Origin of the sequence: Desulfobacter sp. UBA2225 (assembly GCF_002348205.1) — a bacterium.
In the GTDB taxonomy this organism is placed as follows: domain Bacteria; phylum Desulfobacterota; class Desulfobacteria; order Desulfobacterales; family Desulfobacteraceae; genus Desulfobacter; species Desulfobacter postgatei.
Genome location: NZ_DDYV01000299.1, coordinates 462 through 17,189 on the forward strand (window position 1 = coordinate 462; position 16,728 = coordinate 17,189).

General features: G+C 49.4%; 13 protein-coding genes and 1 pseudogene. 11 read left to right on the plus strand and 3 right to left on the minus strand.

What is annotated here, in order from left to right; translation table 11 throughout:
• From murF to ftsZ, 10 genes are all read left to right on the plus strand, one after another.
• Nucleotides 1-1,749 (plus strand): UDP-N-acetylmuramoyl-tripeptide--D-alanyl-D-alanine ligase (gene murF, locus B3D59_RS15615; RefSeq protein WP_286821754.1); only part of this gene is annotated, 1,749 nt, incomplete at its 5' end.
• Between the two features lie 4 nt (nt 1,750-1,753).
• A complete protein-coding gene (gene mraY / locus B3D59_RS15620; protein ID WP_286821756.1) occupies nt 1,754-2,833 on the plus strand; it encodes a phospho-N-acetylmuramoyl-pentapeptide-transferase in 1,080 nt (359 codons plus the stop codon).
• Nucleotide 2,834: 1 nt separating this feature from the next.
• The gene (gene murD / locus B3D59_RS15625; RefSeq protein ID WP_286821758.1) at nt 2,835-4,205 is read left to right on the plus strand and encodes a UDP-N-acetylmuramoyl-L-alanine--D-glutamate ligase; all 1,371 of its coding nucleotides are present in this window, start codon (nt 2,835-2,837) and stop codon (nt 4,203-4,205) included.
• Nucleotides 4,198-5,352: a putative lipid II flippase FtsW gene (gene ftsW, locus B3D59_RS15630; protein WP_286821771.1), complete on the plus strand. Its 1,155-nt coding sequence runs from the start codon at nt 4,198-4,200 to the stop codon at nt 5,350-5,352. The genes murD and ftsW overlap by 8 nt, the downstream gene beginning before the upstream one ends.
• The gene (murG, locus tag B3D59_RS15635; RefSeq protein WP_286821773.1) at nt 5,339-6,475 is read left to right on the plus strand and encodes an undecaprenyldiphospho-muramoylpentapeptide beta-N-acetylglucosaminyltransferase; all 1,137 of its coding nucleotides are present in this window, start codon (nt 5,339-5,341) and stop codon (nt 6,473-6,475) included. Before ftsW ends, murG begins: the two co-directional genes overlap by 14 nt.
• On the plus strand, nt 6,462-7,829 hold the full coding sequence (gene murC, locus B3D59_RS15640; RefSeq protein WP_286821775.1) for a UDP-N-acetylmuramate--L-alanine ligase: 1,368 nt from the start codon (nt 6,462-6,464) through the stop codon (nt 7,827-7,829). The genes murG and murC overlap by 14 nt, the downstream gene beginning before the upstream one ends.
• A 19-nt stretch (nt 7,830-7,848) precedes the next feature.
• Entirely contained in the window at nt 7,849-8,787 is a 939-nt protein-coding gene (gene murB / locus B3D59_RS15645) for a UDP-N-acetylmuramate dehydrogenase (protein ID WP_286821782.1), read from the plus strand.
• Nucleotides 8,777-9,742, plus strand: coding sequence for a cell division protein FtsQ/DivIB (locus B3D59_RS15650; protein WP_286821787.1), 966 nt, complete (start codon nt 8,777-8,779; stop codon nt 9,740-9,742). The genes murB and B3D59_RS15650 overlap by 11 nt, the downstream gene beginning before the upstream one ends.
• A 1-nt stretch (nt 9,743) precedes the next feature.
• On the plus strand, nt 9,744-10,967 hold the full coding sequence (ftsA, locus tag B3D59_RS15655; RefSeq protein WP_286821789.1) for a cell division protein FtsA: 1,224 nt from the start codon (nt 9,744-9,746) through the stop codon (nt 10,965-10,967).
• A 19-nt stretch (nt 10,968-10,986) separates the two neighbouring features.
• Nucleotides 10,987-12,303, plus strand: coding sequence for a cell division protein FtsZ (ftsZ, locus tag B3D59_RS15660; RefSeq protein WP_286821795.1), 1,317 nt, complete (start codon nt 10,987-10,989; stop codon nt 12,301-12,303).
• Between the two features lie 182 nt (nt 12,304-12,485).
• Here the strand turns inward: ftsZ and B3D59_RS15665 are convergent, their stop codons facing one another.
• Nucleotides 12,486-12,665, minus strand: a complete 180-nt coding sequence (locus B3D59_RS15665) for a permease (protein WP_286821799.1) — start codon at nt 12,663-12,665, stop codon at nt 12,486-12,488.
• A gap of 174 nt (nt 12,666-12,839) precedes the next feature.
• On the opposite strand from B3D59_RS15665, the gene B3D59_RS15670 reads away from it, so the two are divergent.
• Nucleotides 12,840-14,531 carry a DEAD/DEAH box helicase gene (locus tag B3D59_RS15670; RefSeq protein ID WP_286821806.1) on the plus strand — a complete coding sequence of 564 codons (1,692 nt, stop codon included), beginning with the start codon at nt 12,840-12,842 and terminating at the stop codon, nt 14,529-14,531.
• Between the two features lie 958 nt (nt 14,532-15,489).
• Here the strand turns inward: B3D59_RS15670 and B3D59_RS15675 are convergent.
• Together B3D59_RS15675 and B3D59_RS15680 are read right to left on the minus strand one after the other, a co-directional pair.
• Entirely contained in the window at nt 15,490-15,729 is a 240-nt protein-coding gene (locus B3D59_RS15675; protein WP_286821809.1) for a hypothetical protein, read from the minus strand.
• Nucleotides 15,730-16,236: 507 nt separating this feature from the next.
• A pseudogene (locus tag B3D59_RS15680) lies at nt 16,237-16,728 on the minus strand (hypothetical protein); the annotation flags it as partial.

The following is a 16,728-nucleotide window of genomic DNA, read 5'->3' on the forward strand; positions in this document are numbered from 1 at the left end:
CCGAGAACCGAAGATCCGAATGCCGTTATTGACGAAATTATAGACGGTATCCGTGCCCAGGGATTCAAAGAAATCGACCTTTACAGCCCCGGTGCCTGTGAAAAAGGATATATCCGGATGACCGACAGGGCCAAAGCACTGGCTTTAGGCGTTCGGATTTCAAAACCCCAGGACATTATCGTGGCGGCAGGCAAAGGCCATGAAACATACCAGATCACCAATGCAGGCACCATTCACTTTGACGACAAAGAGCACTTAACCGATGCCTGCACCAACGCATTGACGCCCAGACCATGGGATCTTGCGGATCTTTCCAACGCCATCGGGTGTGACGCCGTAACCGTTTGGGGACAAAAAACGGTTACCGATGCCAAGAGACCGGTTTTCAAAGGAATCAGCACCGATTCAAGAACCATCTCTCCGGATATGATATTTTTGGCATTGGCAGGGGAACATTTTGACGGACACACCTTTATTCCGGACCTGGCAAAAAAAGGAATCATCGTCTTTGTTGTCAGGCAGGGTTACCTGAACACCCTTGATTTAAATCAAAAGCGACTGATGGACAAACCCCGTGTCTGCTTTTTTGAAGTGCCGAACACCCTGGCTGCCCTAGGACGCCTGGCCCGCTATCATAGAATGCGCTCCAATGCCCGGGTGGCAGCCCTGACAGGTTCGAATGGAAAAACATCCACCCGGAGAATGGCCGAAGAGATCTTTTCTCTGCACCATGACACCCTGGCCACCCAAGGGAACCTGAACAATGAAATCGGCCTGCCCCAGACCCTGCTCAGACTGGCAGATATCCATGAATGGGCCGTGGTCGAGATGGGCATGAGCAACCCGGGCGAAATCGCACGCCTTTCCGCCATTGCCAAGCCCGACATTGCCCTGATCACCAACACCCATGGTTCGCACATGCAAGGTCTGGGCTCACTGGATAACGTGGCCCGGGCCAAAGCTGAAATTTTTAAAGGCCTGAACCCCGGCGGCACAGCCATCCTTTTTGCCGATGACCCAAGACTTGAAATCCTTGTCCAGGGTGCAAGGGAAAACCCGACCACAGGCAGCGTGATGCTTTTCGGCACACAAAGCAAAAGCGATGTACGTTTATCGGAAATCAACACAACGGATCACGGCATCACCTTTTCCCTTGACATGGATGGGCATGCACGCCAATACACGGTCCCCTCCCCTGCTGCGTTCATGGCCTTTAATGCAGCCGCTGCCGCTGCCCTGGCAAAGGCCGCCGGTATTGATGAAACAGATATTGCCCAGGGGCTTGAAGCGTTTGTCCCGGTCAAGGGCAGAATGCGTTTGAGGCATCTTGACAACGGCATTCATCTCATTGACGACACTTACAATGCCAACCCCTGTTCCATGAACCAGGCCCTGCAGGTCTTAAACCGGCTGGCCGGCAGTAACCGGGGAATTGCCGTGCTGGGTGACATGCTGGAATTGGGAGATCAGACCCAACTGTACCACCGGCAGGTGGGACACCTGGTGGCAGCGCTTTCACCGGCAAAACTTTTACTGTTCGGCACCCAGGTCGCCCAGGTCCGGGAAGGCGCTTTGGAAAAAGGATACCCGGATGCCCACATCGTCATGGGCTCCAAACAAGAGTTGGCACAAACCCTGAAGAAATCAATAAAACAAGAGAATTGGGTACTGATTAAAGGCTCCAGGGGCATGACCATGGAAACGCTGATTCCGGTACTTGAAGAAATCCCTGCTGAAAGGGCAGATTGATCTAATGTTTTACCAATTTTTATACCCGTTACATGAACACTATACCGTTTTCAATATTTTTCGGTATATTACCTTCCGCACCATATACGGAGGGCTGACCGCCTTTATCATCTGTTTTATTCTCGGCCCCATTGTGATCCGGCAGCTGCAGATCATGCACTTCGGCCAAATTATCCAGACCGATGGCCCGCAGTCCCACTTAAAAAAACAGGGCACCCCCACCATGGGCGGCATCATGATTCTGTTTTCCATTTTTGTTTCCACATTTTTATGGGGAAACTTCACCAACCACTATGTGGGAATATTGCTGCTGTCCACCCTGCTTTTCGGTGCCATCGGTTTTATTGATGACTACCTGTCGCTGATGAAAAAAAGGAATATGGGATTCACGGCGAAAAGCAAATTCCTTCTCCAGATCCTTTCCGGCCTGCTCATCGGTTTTCTGATTTATAGCAGCCCGGACTTCAATACCGTGCTCACGGTACCGTTCTTCAAAGACGTGGCCATAAATTTAGGTCTTTTTTATATTCCCTTTGCCTGCCTGGTTATTGTGGGCACATCCAATGCCGTGAACCTCACGGATGGTCTCGACGGATTGGCCATCGGCCCCTTTATCGTGGCATCACTGACGTATATGCTGTTTGCCTATGTGGCCGGTCATGCCCAGTTTGCCGGGTATCTGCATGTCCGTCACATTCCCGCAGCCGGTGAAGTATCTGTCATCTGCGGCATTCTGGCCGGTGCAGGGATGGGATTTTTATGGTTCAATGCCCATCCGGCCCAAATTTTCATGGGCGATACCGGCTCTATCCCCCTTGGGGCCATCCTTGGCACCATTGCCGTGGTCACCAAACAGGAGATCATGCTGGTGGTGGTGGGCGGACTTTTTGTCATGGAAGCGTGTTCTGTGATTCTTCAAGTCTCCTATTTTAAACTCACCCACGGCAAGAGAATCTTCAGAATGGCCCCCCTGCACCACCATTTTGAATTAAAAGGCTGGCATGAATCCAAAGTTATTGTCCGGTTCTGGATTATTGCCATTTTCCTTTCCGCCATAGCTTTGAGTACATTGAAGATAAGATAATATGCCGAACCTTACTGATACATATGAACTGATTGTGGGCTTAGGCGCCTGTGGGTTTTCCATGGCCCGTTTTTTGCATTCCCGTGGACACTGCGTGGCGGCCACGGATATTGACGGAACAAAGACCGGTGAAGCAGCGGCCTTAAAAAAAATGGGGATTCCGGTAAGAATCGGCAGCCATGGCCAGAAGATGTTTGACCAGGCGTCCGTAATTATCCCAAGCCCCGGTATTCCCTTAGACATGCCGTTCATCAAGTCTGCCCGGGACAAGGGTGTACCTGTAACAGGCGAGCTGGATATTTTTGCCCAGTACAACACCACGCCCGTTATCGCAATCACAGGCACCAACGGAAAAACCACCACCACGGAGCTGACGGCAGCCATGCTTGAGGCATCAGGAATTTCCTGCTTTGTGGGCGGGAATATCGGCACCCCCCTGGTGGAATATCTCATGCAGGACAGCCCAAAGGACGTTGTTGTCGCCGAGGTCTCCTCCTTCCAGCTTGATCTTGCGGATGCGTTCCGGCCGGATGTGGCAGCACTTCTCAATCTTGCCCAGGATCACCTGGACCGGTATCCGGATTTTGCGGCTTACGCCGATTCAAAATGGTCTGTTTTTAAAAATATGACCGCCCTGGATACTGCCGTGGTTAACGCCTCCATCAAAGATTTTTCAGCACGGACCAAAACCATTTGCGCGGATATTCTTGAATTTTCATCCACCGGTCCTGTACCCCGGGGAGCAAGCGTTCACAAGATGGGAATCGACATCCGGCACAAAAGAATCAGCGACACCCTTACAGCAGACACATTGAACAGGCTTCCCGGTATGCATAACAGGGAAAATGTTGCGGCAGCGGCCCTTGCGGCCCTGAGCTGCGGTGCCTCCATGGCAGGTATCAGACAGGCCTTAAATGCGTTTATCCTGTCAGACCATCGTATCGCCTTTGTCCGGGAGGTTGACGGCATACGTTTTTACAACGACTCCAAGGCTACCAATGTGGATGCCGTGCTTCGGGCCCTGGAATCCTTTGAATCCAATGTCATTCTCATTCTCGGCGGCAGGGAAAAGGGCCTGGATTTTGCCCCCCTGGTGCCCGAAGTGAAAACCCGGGCCAAAGCCGTTATCGGCATGGGCGAAGCTGCCGGTCATGTTATGGAGACATTTGAAGGCATCTGCCCCGCATACGCCTGCAGGGACATGGTGTGCGCCGTTAACAAGGCAGTGTCTGTGGCAGGCAAAGGAGATATGGTCCTTTTATCCCCGGCCTGTGCAAGTTTTGATCTTTATGCCAATTACCGGGAACGGGGAAAGGAGTTTGCCCGCATTGTCAACGCGATAGTTCCGAAACAGGAGATATGCCATGGCTGATACCCTGCACATCGGCGAATACTTCCCGGGCCCTCTTCATCCCTTTTTCAGGGAAAAAACCATTCTTTTCCCGGTGCTTATTCTCACGGGAATCGGCCTGGTCATGGTGTATTCGGCCTCCTGCTCCATCTCCATGGATGAGCATAACACCTTGTTTTATTACCTGAAACGCCAGTCCATATTTCTGCTTGTCAGCTTTGTCATCATGTATGTCACGGCTTCTTTGCCTTACAGATTATACAAAAGCATGGCTTATATCATCTTGTTTGCAGCCATCGGCCTTCTGGTTGCCGTGCTTATCCCGGCTTTCGGCATTAAGGCCAACAATGCCCGGCGCTGGCTTAATTTCGGGCTGTTCGCATTCCAGCCTGCAGAATTTGCCAAGCTTGCCATGATCCTTTTCATGGCCTACTCTCTGTCCAAAAAACAGGAAATGGGAAAACTGCGGGAATTTTCCATTGGCGTTGTGCCCCATGCCGTGGTATTCGCCCTCATGGCCGTACTCATACTCTGCCAGCCCGATTTCGGCACCACGGTGATCATGGGCATGATCTGCTGGGGAATGATGTTCACTGCCGGCGTACCTTTACTGTACCTGCTCAGCCCGTTACCGCTGATTATTCCTGTTGTGGTGTACTTTCTGGTCTTCAAGGTCAGCTACCGGTTCGAGCGGGTCATGGGCTTTCTGAACCCCTGGGAAGATCCCCTTGGCATCGGATTCCAGCTCACCAATTCCCTTAAAGCCTTTGGATCGGGCGGTTTTTTTGGCAAAGGCGTAGGGCTTTCCATGCAGAAGATGCACTTTCTGCCTGAACCCCATACGGATTTTATTTTCTCCATCATTGGCGAGGAACTCGGCCTTGTCGGCGTGACGGCAATCCTGGCGCTTTACGGCCTCATCCTCCACACAGGCACACGCATTGCCCGGCAGGCAGATACTTTTTTCGGGGCCGTAACCGCCACAGGCATCACCCTCTATTTAGGACTTCAGGTCATCATCAACACGGGCGTGACCTTAGGCGTACTGCCCACCAAGGGTCTGACCCTGCCCTTTATCTCCTACGGCGGAACATCGCTAATCATCAATATGGCGGCCATGGGTATTTTAATGAACATAGGAGCATCAGCAAACCATGCCAAAAAATAAACATGTCATCATTACCGGCGGGAAAACAGGGGGACATCTTTTCCCGGGCATTGCCGTAGCCCAGGCCCTGATGGAAAAAGACCCGTCCACAAAAATCCTTTTTGTGGGCACCAGCGCGCCTTTTGAAACAGACACCCTTGCCCGGTACGGATTTGCCCATAAATCAATTATTTCAAGGCCCATAAAGGGAAAAAACATCTTTGCAAAGGCCTGGTCCGCCAGTCTTGTGGGTATCAGCCTGTTCCAGGCCCTGGTGATCATTATTGCGTTCAGGACGAATTTCATTTTGGGCGTGGGCGGATTTTCATCCTTTGCCCTGGTGCTGGCCGGGCGCATCCTTTTCAGGGACACAGCCATCCACGAGCAGAATGCCTTTCCCGGCATGACCAACCGCATGCTGTCCAAAATTGCCCGGACCCGGTTTATCTCCTTTAAAGAGACAAAGGGTATGCCGGAAAATGAAACCACCTTGCTGGTCGGCAACCCGGTACGCCGACCTTTAAGCACGCCTCTTGAAAACATCAAGACTGATGACAGTGTCCTCAACCAAATCAACGCGGATGATTTTCTTATTCTTGTCACCGGCGGCAGCCAGGGTGCAGCTTCCATCAACAGGGCATTTACTGATGCCGCAGCAATGATGAAAGATACCCGTCAGCTTTTCATCATTCACCAGACAGGGAAAAACGCCGAGGCACAGATACGGCAATTTTATGCTGCCGGGGATATCCGGCACAAGGCCGCAGCCTTTTTCTATGATATGCCGGCCATTCAGGACCGGGCAGACCTGGTTATCAGCCGGGCAGGCGCCGGCACGGTCTCGGAACTGTGCATCAAGGGAAAACCCGCCATCCTTGTCCCCTACCCCTATGCGGCAGACGATCACCAGACCGCAAACGCAAGATTCCTGGCCGACCAGGGTGCCTGCATCATGATTGCGGACAAAGACCTGACAGGCGAAACGTTATTGGCAGCCATTGAGGATCTGCAACACGATACGAATAAAAGATCCCGCATGGCAGACACCATGAAGGCGCTTGCCATGCCCCATGGCGCAGACCTCATTGCAGACCGTATTCTCGGGGGCAATATTTCAAAAAAGGAAAACAATGTACCAGCATGATTATCACATACACTTTGTAGGCATCGGCGGCATAGGCATGAGCGGCATTGCCGAGTTGCTGTTAAATCTTGGCTATACCATATCCGGGTCTGATCTCAAACTGTCCCACATCACAGACCGTCTCAAAGCCAAGGGTGCGGTGATTTACAAGGGTCATGCCAAGGAAAACATCAGAGATGTCAATGTGATGGTGACCTCTTCGGCCATATCCTCCCAGAACCCGGAAGTGATCCGGGCAAAAGAGCTGGGCTGTCCCATCATTCCCCGGGCCGAAATGCTGGCCGAACTGATGCGCATCAAATATGCCATTGCCGTGGCAGGGGCCCATGGCAAAACCTCCACCACGGCCATGATATCCCAAATCCTTAATACCGCCGGCCTTGATCCCACGGTAATCATCGGCGGCCTGCTCCAGGGTCTGGACACCAATGCCCTGCATGGGTCAGGCGAATTTATTGTGGCCGAGGCAGATGAAAGTGACGGATCATTTCTTAAATATGCCCCCTCCATTGCAGCGGTGACCAACATTGACCTGGAACATCTCGACTTTTACAAGGATATCGAAGATATAAAGGATAAATTTGTCCAGTTTATCAACTCCGTGCCCTTTTACGGTCTTGCCATTCTATGTCTGGACAACCCCCATATCCAGGACATTCTGCCCAGGATCACGGTACGCTACATCACCTACGGCATGACAGCCCAGTCCGAACTGCAGGCACGACACATCCGGTTTGAAAACGGTAAATCCCTGTTCAACGTATTCAAGGGAAAACAGGACCTGGGCCATATTCTTTTAAACATCGGCGGTCAGCACAATATTCTCAATGCCATGGCCGGCATTGCCACGGGCCTGGAACTTAAGGTCCCCTTTGACACCATTAAAAAAGCGCTGGAGGAGATTAAAGGCGTTAAACGTCGCCTGGAGATCAAAGGGGAAACCAAGGGTATCACGGTGATGGATGATTACGGTCATCACCCCACAGAGATCAAGGCAACTTTGACGGCGGTCAGGGAGAGCTATCCGGACAAACGAATTCTTGTATTGTTCCAGCCCCACAGATACACAAGGACAAAAGCGTTGTTCCAGGAATTCACCCGGGCCTTTTATCAGTCCGACGTACTCATTGTGCTGCCCATCTACGCGGCTTCGGAAGCCCCCATTGAGGGCGTGGACTCGGAAAAACTTGTGGCAGGTATCAAGGCCCATGGACACAAGGAAGCCTGCTTTGCCCCGGATTTCACCCAGGCACTATCCATCATCACCCATAAGGCAAAGCCGGGGGATATGGTACTCACCTTAGGGGCCGGCGATGTATATACCCTTGGGGAAAAACTGGTGGAGATTTTGTAATACGGAGACTTTGCAACACATGGTGATAGGCGATGACATAAAAAAGATGTTCGCTTCCTTTGCGCCGGAAACGTACAAGGCCATGGACCGGTACACCAGTTTGAGGGTGGGCGGACCTGCGGATCTTCTGGTACTGCCGCAAACCATGGAACAGGTGATCTGCCTTGTTAAAACCGCAAAAAAAATTGAGCTGCCGATTACGATTATCGGCGGCGGCACCAATGTGCTTATATCCGACAAAGGAATCAGGGGGCTTGTGATGGTTCTCACCCGGTTGAAACAGGGAATTGAGCAAACCACACCGCTCATAAACACAGGTGGTGACTCTCCGGACCGGATCTATTTGACAGCTCTTGCCGGAGAGCCTCTTGGTCATATTTGCAGATTCGTTGCTGACTCAGGCCTGGCCGGTCTGGCGTGGGCAGCCGGGATTCCAGGCACCATTGGCGGTGCCGTCATGATGAATGCAGGGGCCTTTGGCAGCGACATGAGCCAACTTGTAAGGCAAATCGAGGTATTGGACCTTACCACCTTGGAAACAGTGGTTTTGCCGGGAAACAGTCTTCAATTTTCCTACCGAAAACTTGCCCTTGAAAACAGTATTGTACTCAAGGTCAGACTTGGGCTGACCAAGGCTGACGCCGAAACCGTCAAGGATGAATTTTACCGCAACCTTAAAACAAAACAATCTACCCAGCCGGTGTCCCAGGCATCTGCCGGGTGTTTTTTCAAAAATCCCCCGGGTTCTAAATCAGCAGGCTTTCTCATTGAGCAGGCCGGCATGAAAAAAGCCCGATGCAACGGGGCCATGGTCTCTGATCTGCACGCCAATTTCATTGTCAACCACGGCAACGCCTGCGCAAAAGATATCCTGGACCTGGCCGGCCAGGTAAAAAAAAGCGTATATGAAAAATTTGGGATTAACCTTAAAGAAGAGGTGAAAACCATTGGCAACTAAAAAAATCTCTCAAAATAGGTACAAAGTGCAGGCTAAAAAGGTCAACGGCGCGGGTCTGGCAGCCACGGCGCCGGCTCAAAACAGGTACAAGGTCCAGGTTAAAAAGACCCGGAAACTTAAACCTTTTTTGAGCGACAAAGCCTTTTGGGGAAAAATTTTTCTTACTCTTTTTGTCGGTGCTATGAGTTTTGGCTGCATCTACATACACGATGCGGTTCTCCAGAGCCCGCCTTTTGATGTTAAAACCATTATGATTGATGGTCTTAACCGGGTGACCAGAGACGAGGTTCTGGCCCTTACAGGACTTGACAAGCCGGCCAATATTTTTGAACTGCAGCCGAATATGCTTGAAAAAAAGCTGAACACCCATCCATGGATTCGCATCGCCACGGTGAAACGTCAGCTTTTCTCAACCATTTCCATTAAAATTGAAGAGCAGGAACCCTTGGCCATCGTGACCATTGAAAACCTGGCAGACATTGTCATCAACGCCCAGGGGGCGCCCGTTAAAGAATATGAACCGGCCAGGGATAATCTAAAGGCGTTGCCGGTTATATCCGGGGTGGATTTAAGCCTGTCCAACAGTACTTACCTGTTTGAAGGGGAGTTGTTCAATGCAGTTATGGAAATTTTAAAAATAAAAGGGTTTGGACAGATCCAGACCATTTTCGGAGACGAAAATACCGGTATCCTCATAAACATATTAAACACACATCCGAATACAGGTTTCACAGAAAATCCCGGCGAAACGGAATCTGAAAACAAGACGGTTCTTCCGGTTAAACTCGGGTTTGACAGATTTGAAAAAAAACTTGCAAGGGCCAGGCAGATCCAACGCTATATGGAGACAAATTATCCGGATAAAACCATATCGGCCATAGATCTTTTCAGCCTGGAAAAGGTGTTTGTTACAACTGAGGATGTTGCCCAAAATACAATAGCAAAGGGGGTTTAACTTGCAGGGAAACGAAAAATTACTGGTGGGACTTGACATCGGCACCACCAAAATCTGCGCAGTCGTGGGTGAGATGTTTGACGATGAGATCAACATCATCGGTGTGGGCTCTCATCCCTCCACAGGGCTTCGCAAAGGATCCGTGGTCAACATAGAGTCCACCGTGGATTCCATTAAAAAGGCTGTGGAGGAAGCCGAACTTATGGCCGACTGCAATATATCTTCGGTTTACGTGGGCATTGCAGGCAACCACATCAAAGGATTCAACAGCCATGGCATCATTGCCATCAAAGGCCGTGAAATCACCGAAATGGATGTGGAACGTGTCATTGACGCGGCCAAGGCGGTTGCCATTCCCCCGGACAGGGAAATTCTGCACGTAATTTCACAAGAATTTGTTGTGGATGAAATGACCTCCATCCGCAACCCCGTAGGCATGACGGCTGTGCGCCTGGAAGCCAAAATCCATATTGTCACAGGTGCGGTCTCTGCAGCGCGCAACATTGTCAAGTGCTGCCAAAAGGCAGGGCTTGAGGTCTGCGATATAGCCCTTCAATCCCTGGTCTCGGGCTATGCGGTTCTCACCAATGAAGAAAAGGAACTTGGCTGCATCCTGGCCGATATAGGCGGCGGAACCACAGACCTGGCTCTGTTCAAGGACAACAATTTAAAATTCATTTACGAACTCACCGTCGGCGGCCAAAACCTGACCAACGATATTTCCGTAGGGCTTCGTACCCCCTTGCCCGAAGCGGAAAAAATCAAAAAAAGACACGGTACCTGCATACCGCAACATGTCAAGCCCCATGATGTCATTGATGTGCCGGCGGTCGGGGGCAGAGCGCCCAAGCGTCTGCCCAAGGCTATTCTTGCTGAAATCCTGGAACCCCGGGTGGAGGAGATCTTTTCCCTGCTGAAACAGGAGTTGTTTTCCAATGGACTTGAAAACAGCTTTCCTGCCGGATTTATACTCACCGGCGGCAGCGTTGTCATGGACGGCATTACTGAAATGGCAGAATCCGTATTCAATGTACCCGTTCGTATTGGTGAAGCCAATCGTATTGGTGGACTTAAAGATATTGTTAGAAACCCCGCATACGCCACAGGCGTTGGACTTGTCATTTTCGGATCAAAAACAAGCTGCCGTATCCAGGAAGTCAAGTCCGATTCCAGTGGACAGATGATTTTAAATAAAATGAAACAATGGTTTAAAAATATAATTTAAATCTTTCAAGGAGGTGGATATGACTTTTTCTTATGTGGAGAACAACAACACGGCAAAAATTAAGGTCATCGGTGTCGGCGGGGCCGGCGGCAACGCGGTCAACAATATGATTGATGCCAAGCTTCAGGGAGTTAAATTCATTGCGGCCAACACCGATGCCCAGGCCCTTGAGAATTCCAGGGCGGAAATCAAAATTCAAATGGGCACCCAGCTTACCGAAGGCCTTGGAGCCGGTGCAGATCCAAATGTGGGCAAAGATGCTGCCTTGGAAAGCATGGAGGAGCTGCGTGAAGCACTTGCAGACAGCCATATGGTTTTTATTACCGCCGGATTCGGCGGTGGTACCGGCACAGGTGCCGCACCCGTGATTGCAGAAATATGCAAGGATCTTGGCATTCTTACGGTAGCGGTTGCTTCCAAACCCTTTTCCTTTGAGGGTAAGAAAAGGGAACGGGCAGCCCTGGACGGCTTAAAAAAACTGCAGGAAATTACGGACACCGTCATCATCATTCCCAATGATCGGCTTCGCGGCATTGCCGGCAAAGGTGCACGCATGAAGGACATGTTCATCAAAGCCGATGAAATTTTGCACCACTCCGTTAAAGGCATCACGGACCTGATCATGATGCCCGGCCACGTCAACCTGGACTTTGCCGACGTAAAAACAACCATGCAGAAAGCAGGCAAGGCGTTAATGGGTATTGGGATCGCCTCAGGGGAAAACCGCGCCACGGAAGCGGCTGAACGGGCCATTTCCCATCCGCTGCTGGAAGATATCTCCGTATCCGGTGCCAAGGGCGTACTGATGAATATCACATCAAGTTCTGATCTGACCCTTGACGAAATGACCGAAGCCTGTGACCGCATCTACCAGGAAGTGGGTGACGATGCAGAAATCATCTGGGGCCAGACCTTTGACGAAGAGCTTGGCGATGAAATCCGCATCACCGTCATCGCTACAGGTATCGGTATGGAAGAGCCCGCATTTGCTGAAAATATGCGCAGATTTGACCCCAAAACAGCCCAGACCTATGCCCAGCCCCAGCCCCAGCAGATGGCTGCGGCCAACGGCACATATGGCTCATACCGGGCCCAGGCCTATGGCCAGGGCGCACCCGAAATGGGACAGACCATACCTGCCGGCCGCCAGGAACCCATTGCCAGGGGTGTTATAAGGGACGCCACAGAAGAGGATATGGCCAGCTGGGATGAACCAGTGCGTGTTGTTCCCCACAAACGTGTGGTGGGGGATGATAACCAGGGCCAGGACTACGGCATGAATTATGACAATGACGATCTTGAGATTCCCACCTTCTTAAGACGCAAAGCCGATTAGTCAATGAAGAAAAGCCGCCAAACCGGCCAGGGCCGCCGGTCTTTTAAAAAAACGGGGGCCAATTTTCATTTGAGAACGATCTTTTAATTCTTGCTCGTATGTTGCGGGCAGCAGGCTTTCCCCTGTGGTCATCTGACCAACACCACATCCACCCCCTGGTAGCTGCAGGGGGACGCCTGCGGTCACAAAACAAACAAAGGCACGGCTGAGCAGGAGCAAAAAGGCGTAACAATCCCGAGGCGCGCGGCAAACACATTGCCGGCCAATTCGCTTTTCCGGGACAGAAATGCCCGGGTTTTCTCCGGGGTAAAAAAGCGTTGGATTATACCAACGCCAAACACCACCAGAAAAAACAGCATCATGACCTTGGGCGTGTCATAATGTAAAGGCTATGAGTACAATAGGGATGATGAGATCAACAGAATAAAAGAACTTGCATTTTATTAAAAATTCATATATATATAAAAGTTCTATTTTTAGTTAATATTGATATACAAGGCTGGCGACGCCGGCCTTTTTTGCTTTTAAGGAAAAACATGCCCCATAAAAATATAAAACAGGCCGGGTTCGACGAAATGAACCTAAGCCCGGATGTTTTTGCGGTCTTACAGACCGTTGGCTATGAAACCCCGACACCGATCCAGACCCTGACCATTCCTCACATGATTGAGTGCAAAGACCTGCTGGGTCAGGCCAGGACCGGAACCGGAAAAACAGCTGCCTTTGCACTTCCGCTGCTTTCCCGGATCAATCTTGAAAACAAAAGACCCCAGGTTCTTGTGGTCACCCCGACCCGTGAGCTTGCCATCCAGGTGGCTCAGTCTTTCAATGACTATGGCGCAAAGATGAAGGGCCTTAACGTTCTTGCTGTATACGGTGGCCAAAGCTATAGTGTTCAGTTGAACCAGTTAAAACGGGGCGCACACGTGATCGTGGGGACACCGGGACGCCTCATGGACCATATGCGGCGTAAAACCCTCTGCCTTGCTGACCTTACAGGCCTGGTGCTGGATGAGGCGGACGAAATGCTGCAGATGGGATTTATTGATGATGTTGAATGGATTTTATCCCAAATACCACAACCTACCCAGATCGCACTTTTTTCGGCCACCATGCCGGCCCCCATCCAAAAAATTGCAGGCAAATACCTTAAAGATCCTGAAAAGGTTATTATCCGTCAGGAGTCAGATGTCACTAACACCATTCACCAAAAATTTTTGATGGTGAAAAATATAAATAAAAGTGATGCACTCGTCCGGATACTTGAAGCATCCTCCCATGATGGCGTCATCGTATTTACCAGAACCCGGAATGACACAATGACGTTGACAAAAATTTTGGAAGAAAAAGGATTCAAAACAGAAGCCCTGAACGGAGAGATTGCCCAGGCAGCCCGAGAACGGACGGTTAACCGATTGAAAAACGGAAGCATTGATATTCTTGTGGCCACGGATGTGGCGGCAAGGGGACTTGATGTTGACCGAATTTCCCACGTCATCAACTACGATGTCCCTTCCAAAATCGACCCCTATATTCACAGAATCGGGAGGACCGGTCGGGCCGGACGAACCGGTGAGGCCATTCTATTTGTCCAGCCAAAAGAAAAATGGATGTTAAAACAGATCGAAAAAGCCACCCTCCGGAAGATTGAAGAGATAGCCCTGCCATCGAACAGGCAAATCAACAAAAAACGGATGGATGATTTTAAAAATAAAATTTATCAGACCATCAGCACCGAAGATCTATGCGTTTTTACGGATCTGGTGGAGTCGACCGCAAAAGAACAGGATATTTCGATTTCCCAGGTGGCGGCAGCCCTGGCAAAAATGCTCCAGGGAAACACACCGTTTCTGCCTGAAACGACGGCTGATAAATCTGCAGCTAAAAAAAAAGAACCAAAAGCCGAAAAAAAAGCCAAAACACCGGTTGCACCAAAACAGAAGCAGACTCCTGCCCGGCTTACCCCCAATAAAATTACGCCGACTGAAAAAGGGATGGAACGATATCGCATTGAAGTTGGTCACAAGCATGGGCTTAAACCCGGCGATCTCGTTGGCGCCATTTCAAACGAATCCGGTTTGGAAAGCAAGTTTATCGGTGCCATCAATATTGACTATGATTATTCTCTGGTGGACCTGCCCTTCGGTATGCCTAAAAACATCTTTAATCTGCTGAAAATGACCTGGGTAAAATCCCAAAAGATGTCAATTTCGAAATATGCTTGCTAAAAAGATATATGGACAGCCATGGCATTCGCGGGAACGACAGTACCTGCTGATCTCCGGTGATCATTCCATCTTTATGTTCTTCCCGTAACAGAAAATAGGGTCGGCGTACAGATCTCTTAACTGAACTGACTTAAATTATGTCGTTATGATTGGTCCGCCCCCTTTTTCTCTCAAAAAAAGTAATTGTCTTATTTAATTCTCATTATGATGTTAAGTTGCGTCTTTCTTCACCAAACTTAAGAGTTTGGGCCGGTCAAGTTTGTTCATCAAGCAGGGATCAGGTCTTAAATTGTTAATTTTCCTTATCAAAATTTTATAATTAAAGACCTGATCCCAAGCGATACGCTTTCCACCCAACACGCTACATCAGTCGACCACAACGCACAGGAGCGTTTTCGCAAAAATACCAAAGCCATGTGCTAAAAGCAACGCAGTGTTGTGGGTTGACCGTATGTGATTGTTAGCCTCGCAATATGAGTTGCCCTCAGACAACTTCTCGGGTTGGTATACTGGATCGATCAATGTCACCCTGCAATGTTAGAAAAAGATCTTTGGCAAATACAGCATCATCAAAATGCCAGGAGTGCGACCATGTACCAGATGCTTCACTCTCTTCTTCTTTAAGCGTAGACCAGTATTCCCCGACATTGACATTTACAAGATTTTCGGGTGCATCCGAAGGTATGCCCACTCGCCCCACTATAGGCGCAGAACCCAGTCGTTTTACATTCGACATCTTTAGAGCTGAGTCAAATGGATTCTGGTAATTCGTTATTCTTGTCGCATGCCTAAAAAGGACTTGAGACTTTATCCGGCACTTCGAGGTACCGAGTAACGCCAGGCTCATTACCAAACGATGCATCACCACCTTTGGGTTTCTTAACATTGCGTACACTAATTTTTGTTTTGTTTTTCTTTTTGATATATTATGCCCCGGCTTTCACCGGGGCGGTTTGCTCTATTTTTCAGGTTCTATCCATTCAGTGTCATGTTCAAATTTTAGAGCCACGGGATCGCTGGAAGAATCGTTATCCTCACCCTCTAATATCCATATACTACCGAATCCGTAACCAGCGTGTTCTGAAGCTTGTTTTTTTGCTTCAACCAAAGTTTTTGCATTTGAAATAAAGGATACACCTGTATTATAAATGATTTTGTAAGGCATCTTTTCTCCTCCTTTTTTTTTATTTTTGATCATGGCTTCATTCAGCCTGTTCATTTCCTCTTTTTTTTTTGAAGCGAACCCTGCGCTTCAGCCGCGCTGCTTTTTTGCGTCAGCTGAAAGCGACTTGTGTACCGAACACGGCATGTGTTCTTACAAGTGAGTCAAATGTAATGGATTTTCAAACATTTGGCAAGTCTTAGACCCAGCCGGATGGAGGCGAAGGGTGTAGCGGTAGTGCAACGGCGTACCGCTGACGGTGCTTCGGAGGGAAGGCGCCTTGCTGAGGCAAGGTACCGCGAAGGTACGCGATGAGGTACAGAAATCGAGTATTGGGTAAATGGTGGTGGTGAGTAAGCAGATGGCTTTTATCCCATGAATGCGGCAGTGGCCGAAATTTCCATAGCATGACTCTGCCCACAATCCGATAGAATCCGGTGGGACAACCTACAACCGATTATATTAATAACAGCCGAACCGCCTTGATACGAGATCGACGGGTGGTGTGGGAAAGCGCCTCAGAGATGGGGAGTTCTATCCCGATTATGCATCTTTTATTTGGACACTGTAATATAAATCTCCCAACAAACGAACCAATACAAACAACAAGTTATTTGTTATTGATATAGCCTTTTTCCGGGCACTTTTAAATGATGCATATTTTACCACCTCGCTCTCCAAATATTGCAAAAGATTAAGTTGAATTTTTGACTCAAGGCTTTGCTTAAGAAACCTTTTCTGCAATTTCGTTCTAAACTTTTCATCCATTGGAATTTCTTCGGTAATAGATTTAAGTTCTGCATCAATTTTTGATAAATGGCCTAAGGCCCAATCCTCCTCATTTTTTACTTCAGGAAGCCTGCCAAACACAGTATTGAAAACCCATATCACATCACAAGACAAATCCAGATATAAATTGGCCATATCCATATTAATCATGGCAATACCATCTGATGGTTCACCGAAAATAAACTGATAAATATATTGCCGGTGGGCTTCGCCGACGGCCCGATTTAATCCATCCTTGGTTTCAGG

What these genes read in the sequence shown, in the direction of transcription:
- B3D59_RS15665 (WP_286821799.1), bottom strand. Translation starts at nt 12,665, where the DNA reads ATGATGCTGTTTTTTCTGGTGGTGTTTGGCGTTGGTATAATCCAACGC.
- mraY (WP_286821756.1), top strand. Translation starts at nt 1,754, where the DNA reads ATGTTTTACCAATTTTTATACCCGTTACATGAACACTATACCGTTTTC.
- ftsZ (WP_286821795.1), top strand. Translation starts at nt 10,987, where the DNA reads ATGACTTTTTCTTATGTGGAGAACAACAACACGGCAAAAATTAAGGTC.
- murD (WP_286821758.1), top strand. Translation starts at nt 2,835, where the DNA reads ATGCCGAACCTTACTGATACATATGAACTGATTGTGGGCTTAGGCGCC.
- murC (WP_286821775.1), top strand. Translation starts at nt 6,462, where the DNA reads ATGTACCAGCATGATTATCACATACACTTTGTAGGCATCGGCGGCATA.
- murG (WP_286821773.1), top strand. Translation starts at nt 5,339, where the DNA reads ATGCCAAAAAATAAACATGTCATCATTACCGGCGGGAAAACAGGGGGA.
- B3D59_RS15675 (WP_286821809.1), bottom strand. Translation starts at nt 15,729, where the DNA reads ATGATCAAAAATAAAAAAAAAGGAGGAGAAAAGATGCCTTACAAAATC.
- B3D59_RS15670 (WP_286821806.1), top strand. Translation starts at nt 12,840, where the DNA reads ATGCCCCATAAAAATATAAAACAGGCCGGGTTCGACGAAATGAACCTA.
- murB (WP_286821782.1), top strand. Translation starts at nt 7,849, where the DNA reads ATGGTGATAGGCGATGACATAAAAAAGATGTTCGCTTCCTTTGCGCCG.
- ftsW (WP_286821771.1), top strand. Translation starts at nt 4,198, where the DNA reads ATGGCTGATACCCTGCACATCGGCGAATACTTCCCGGGCCCTCTTCAT.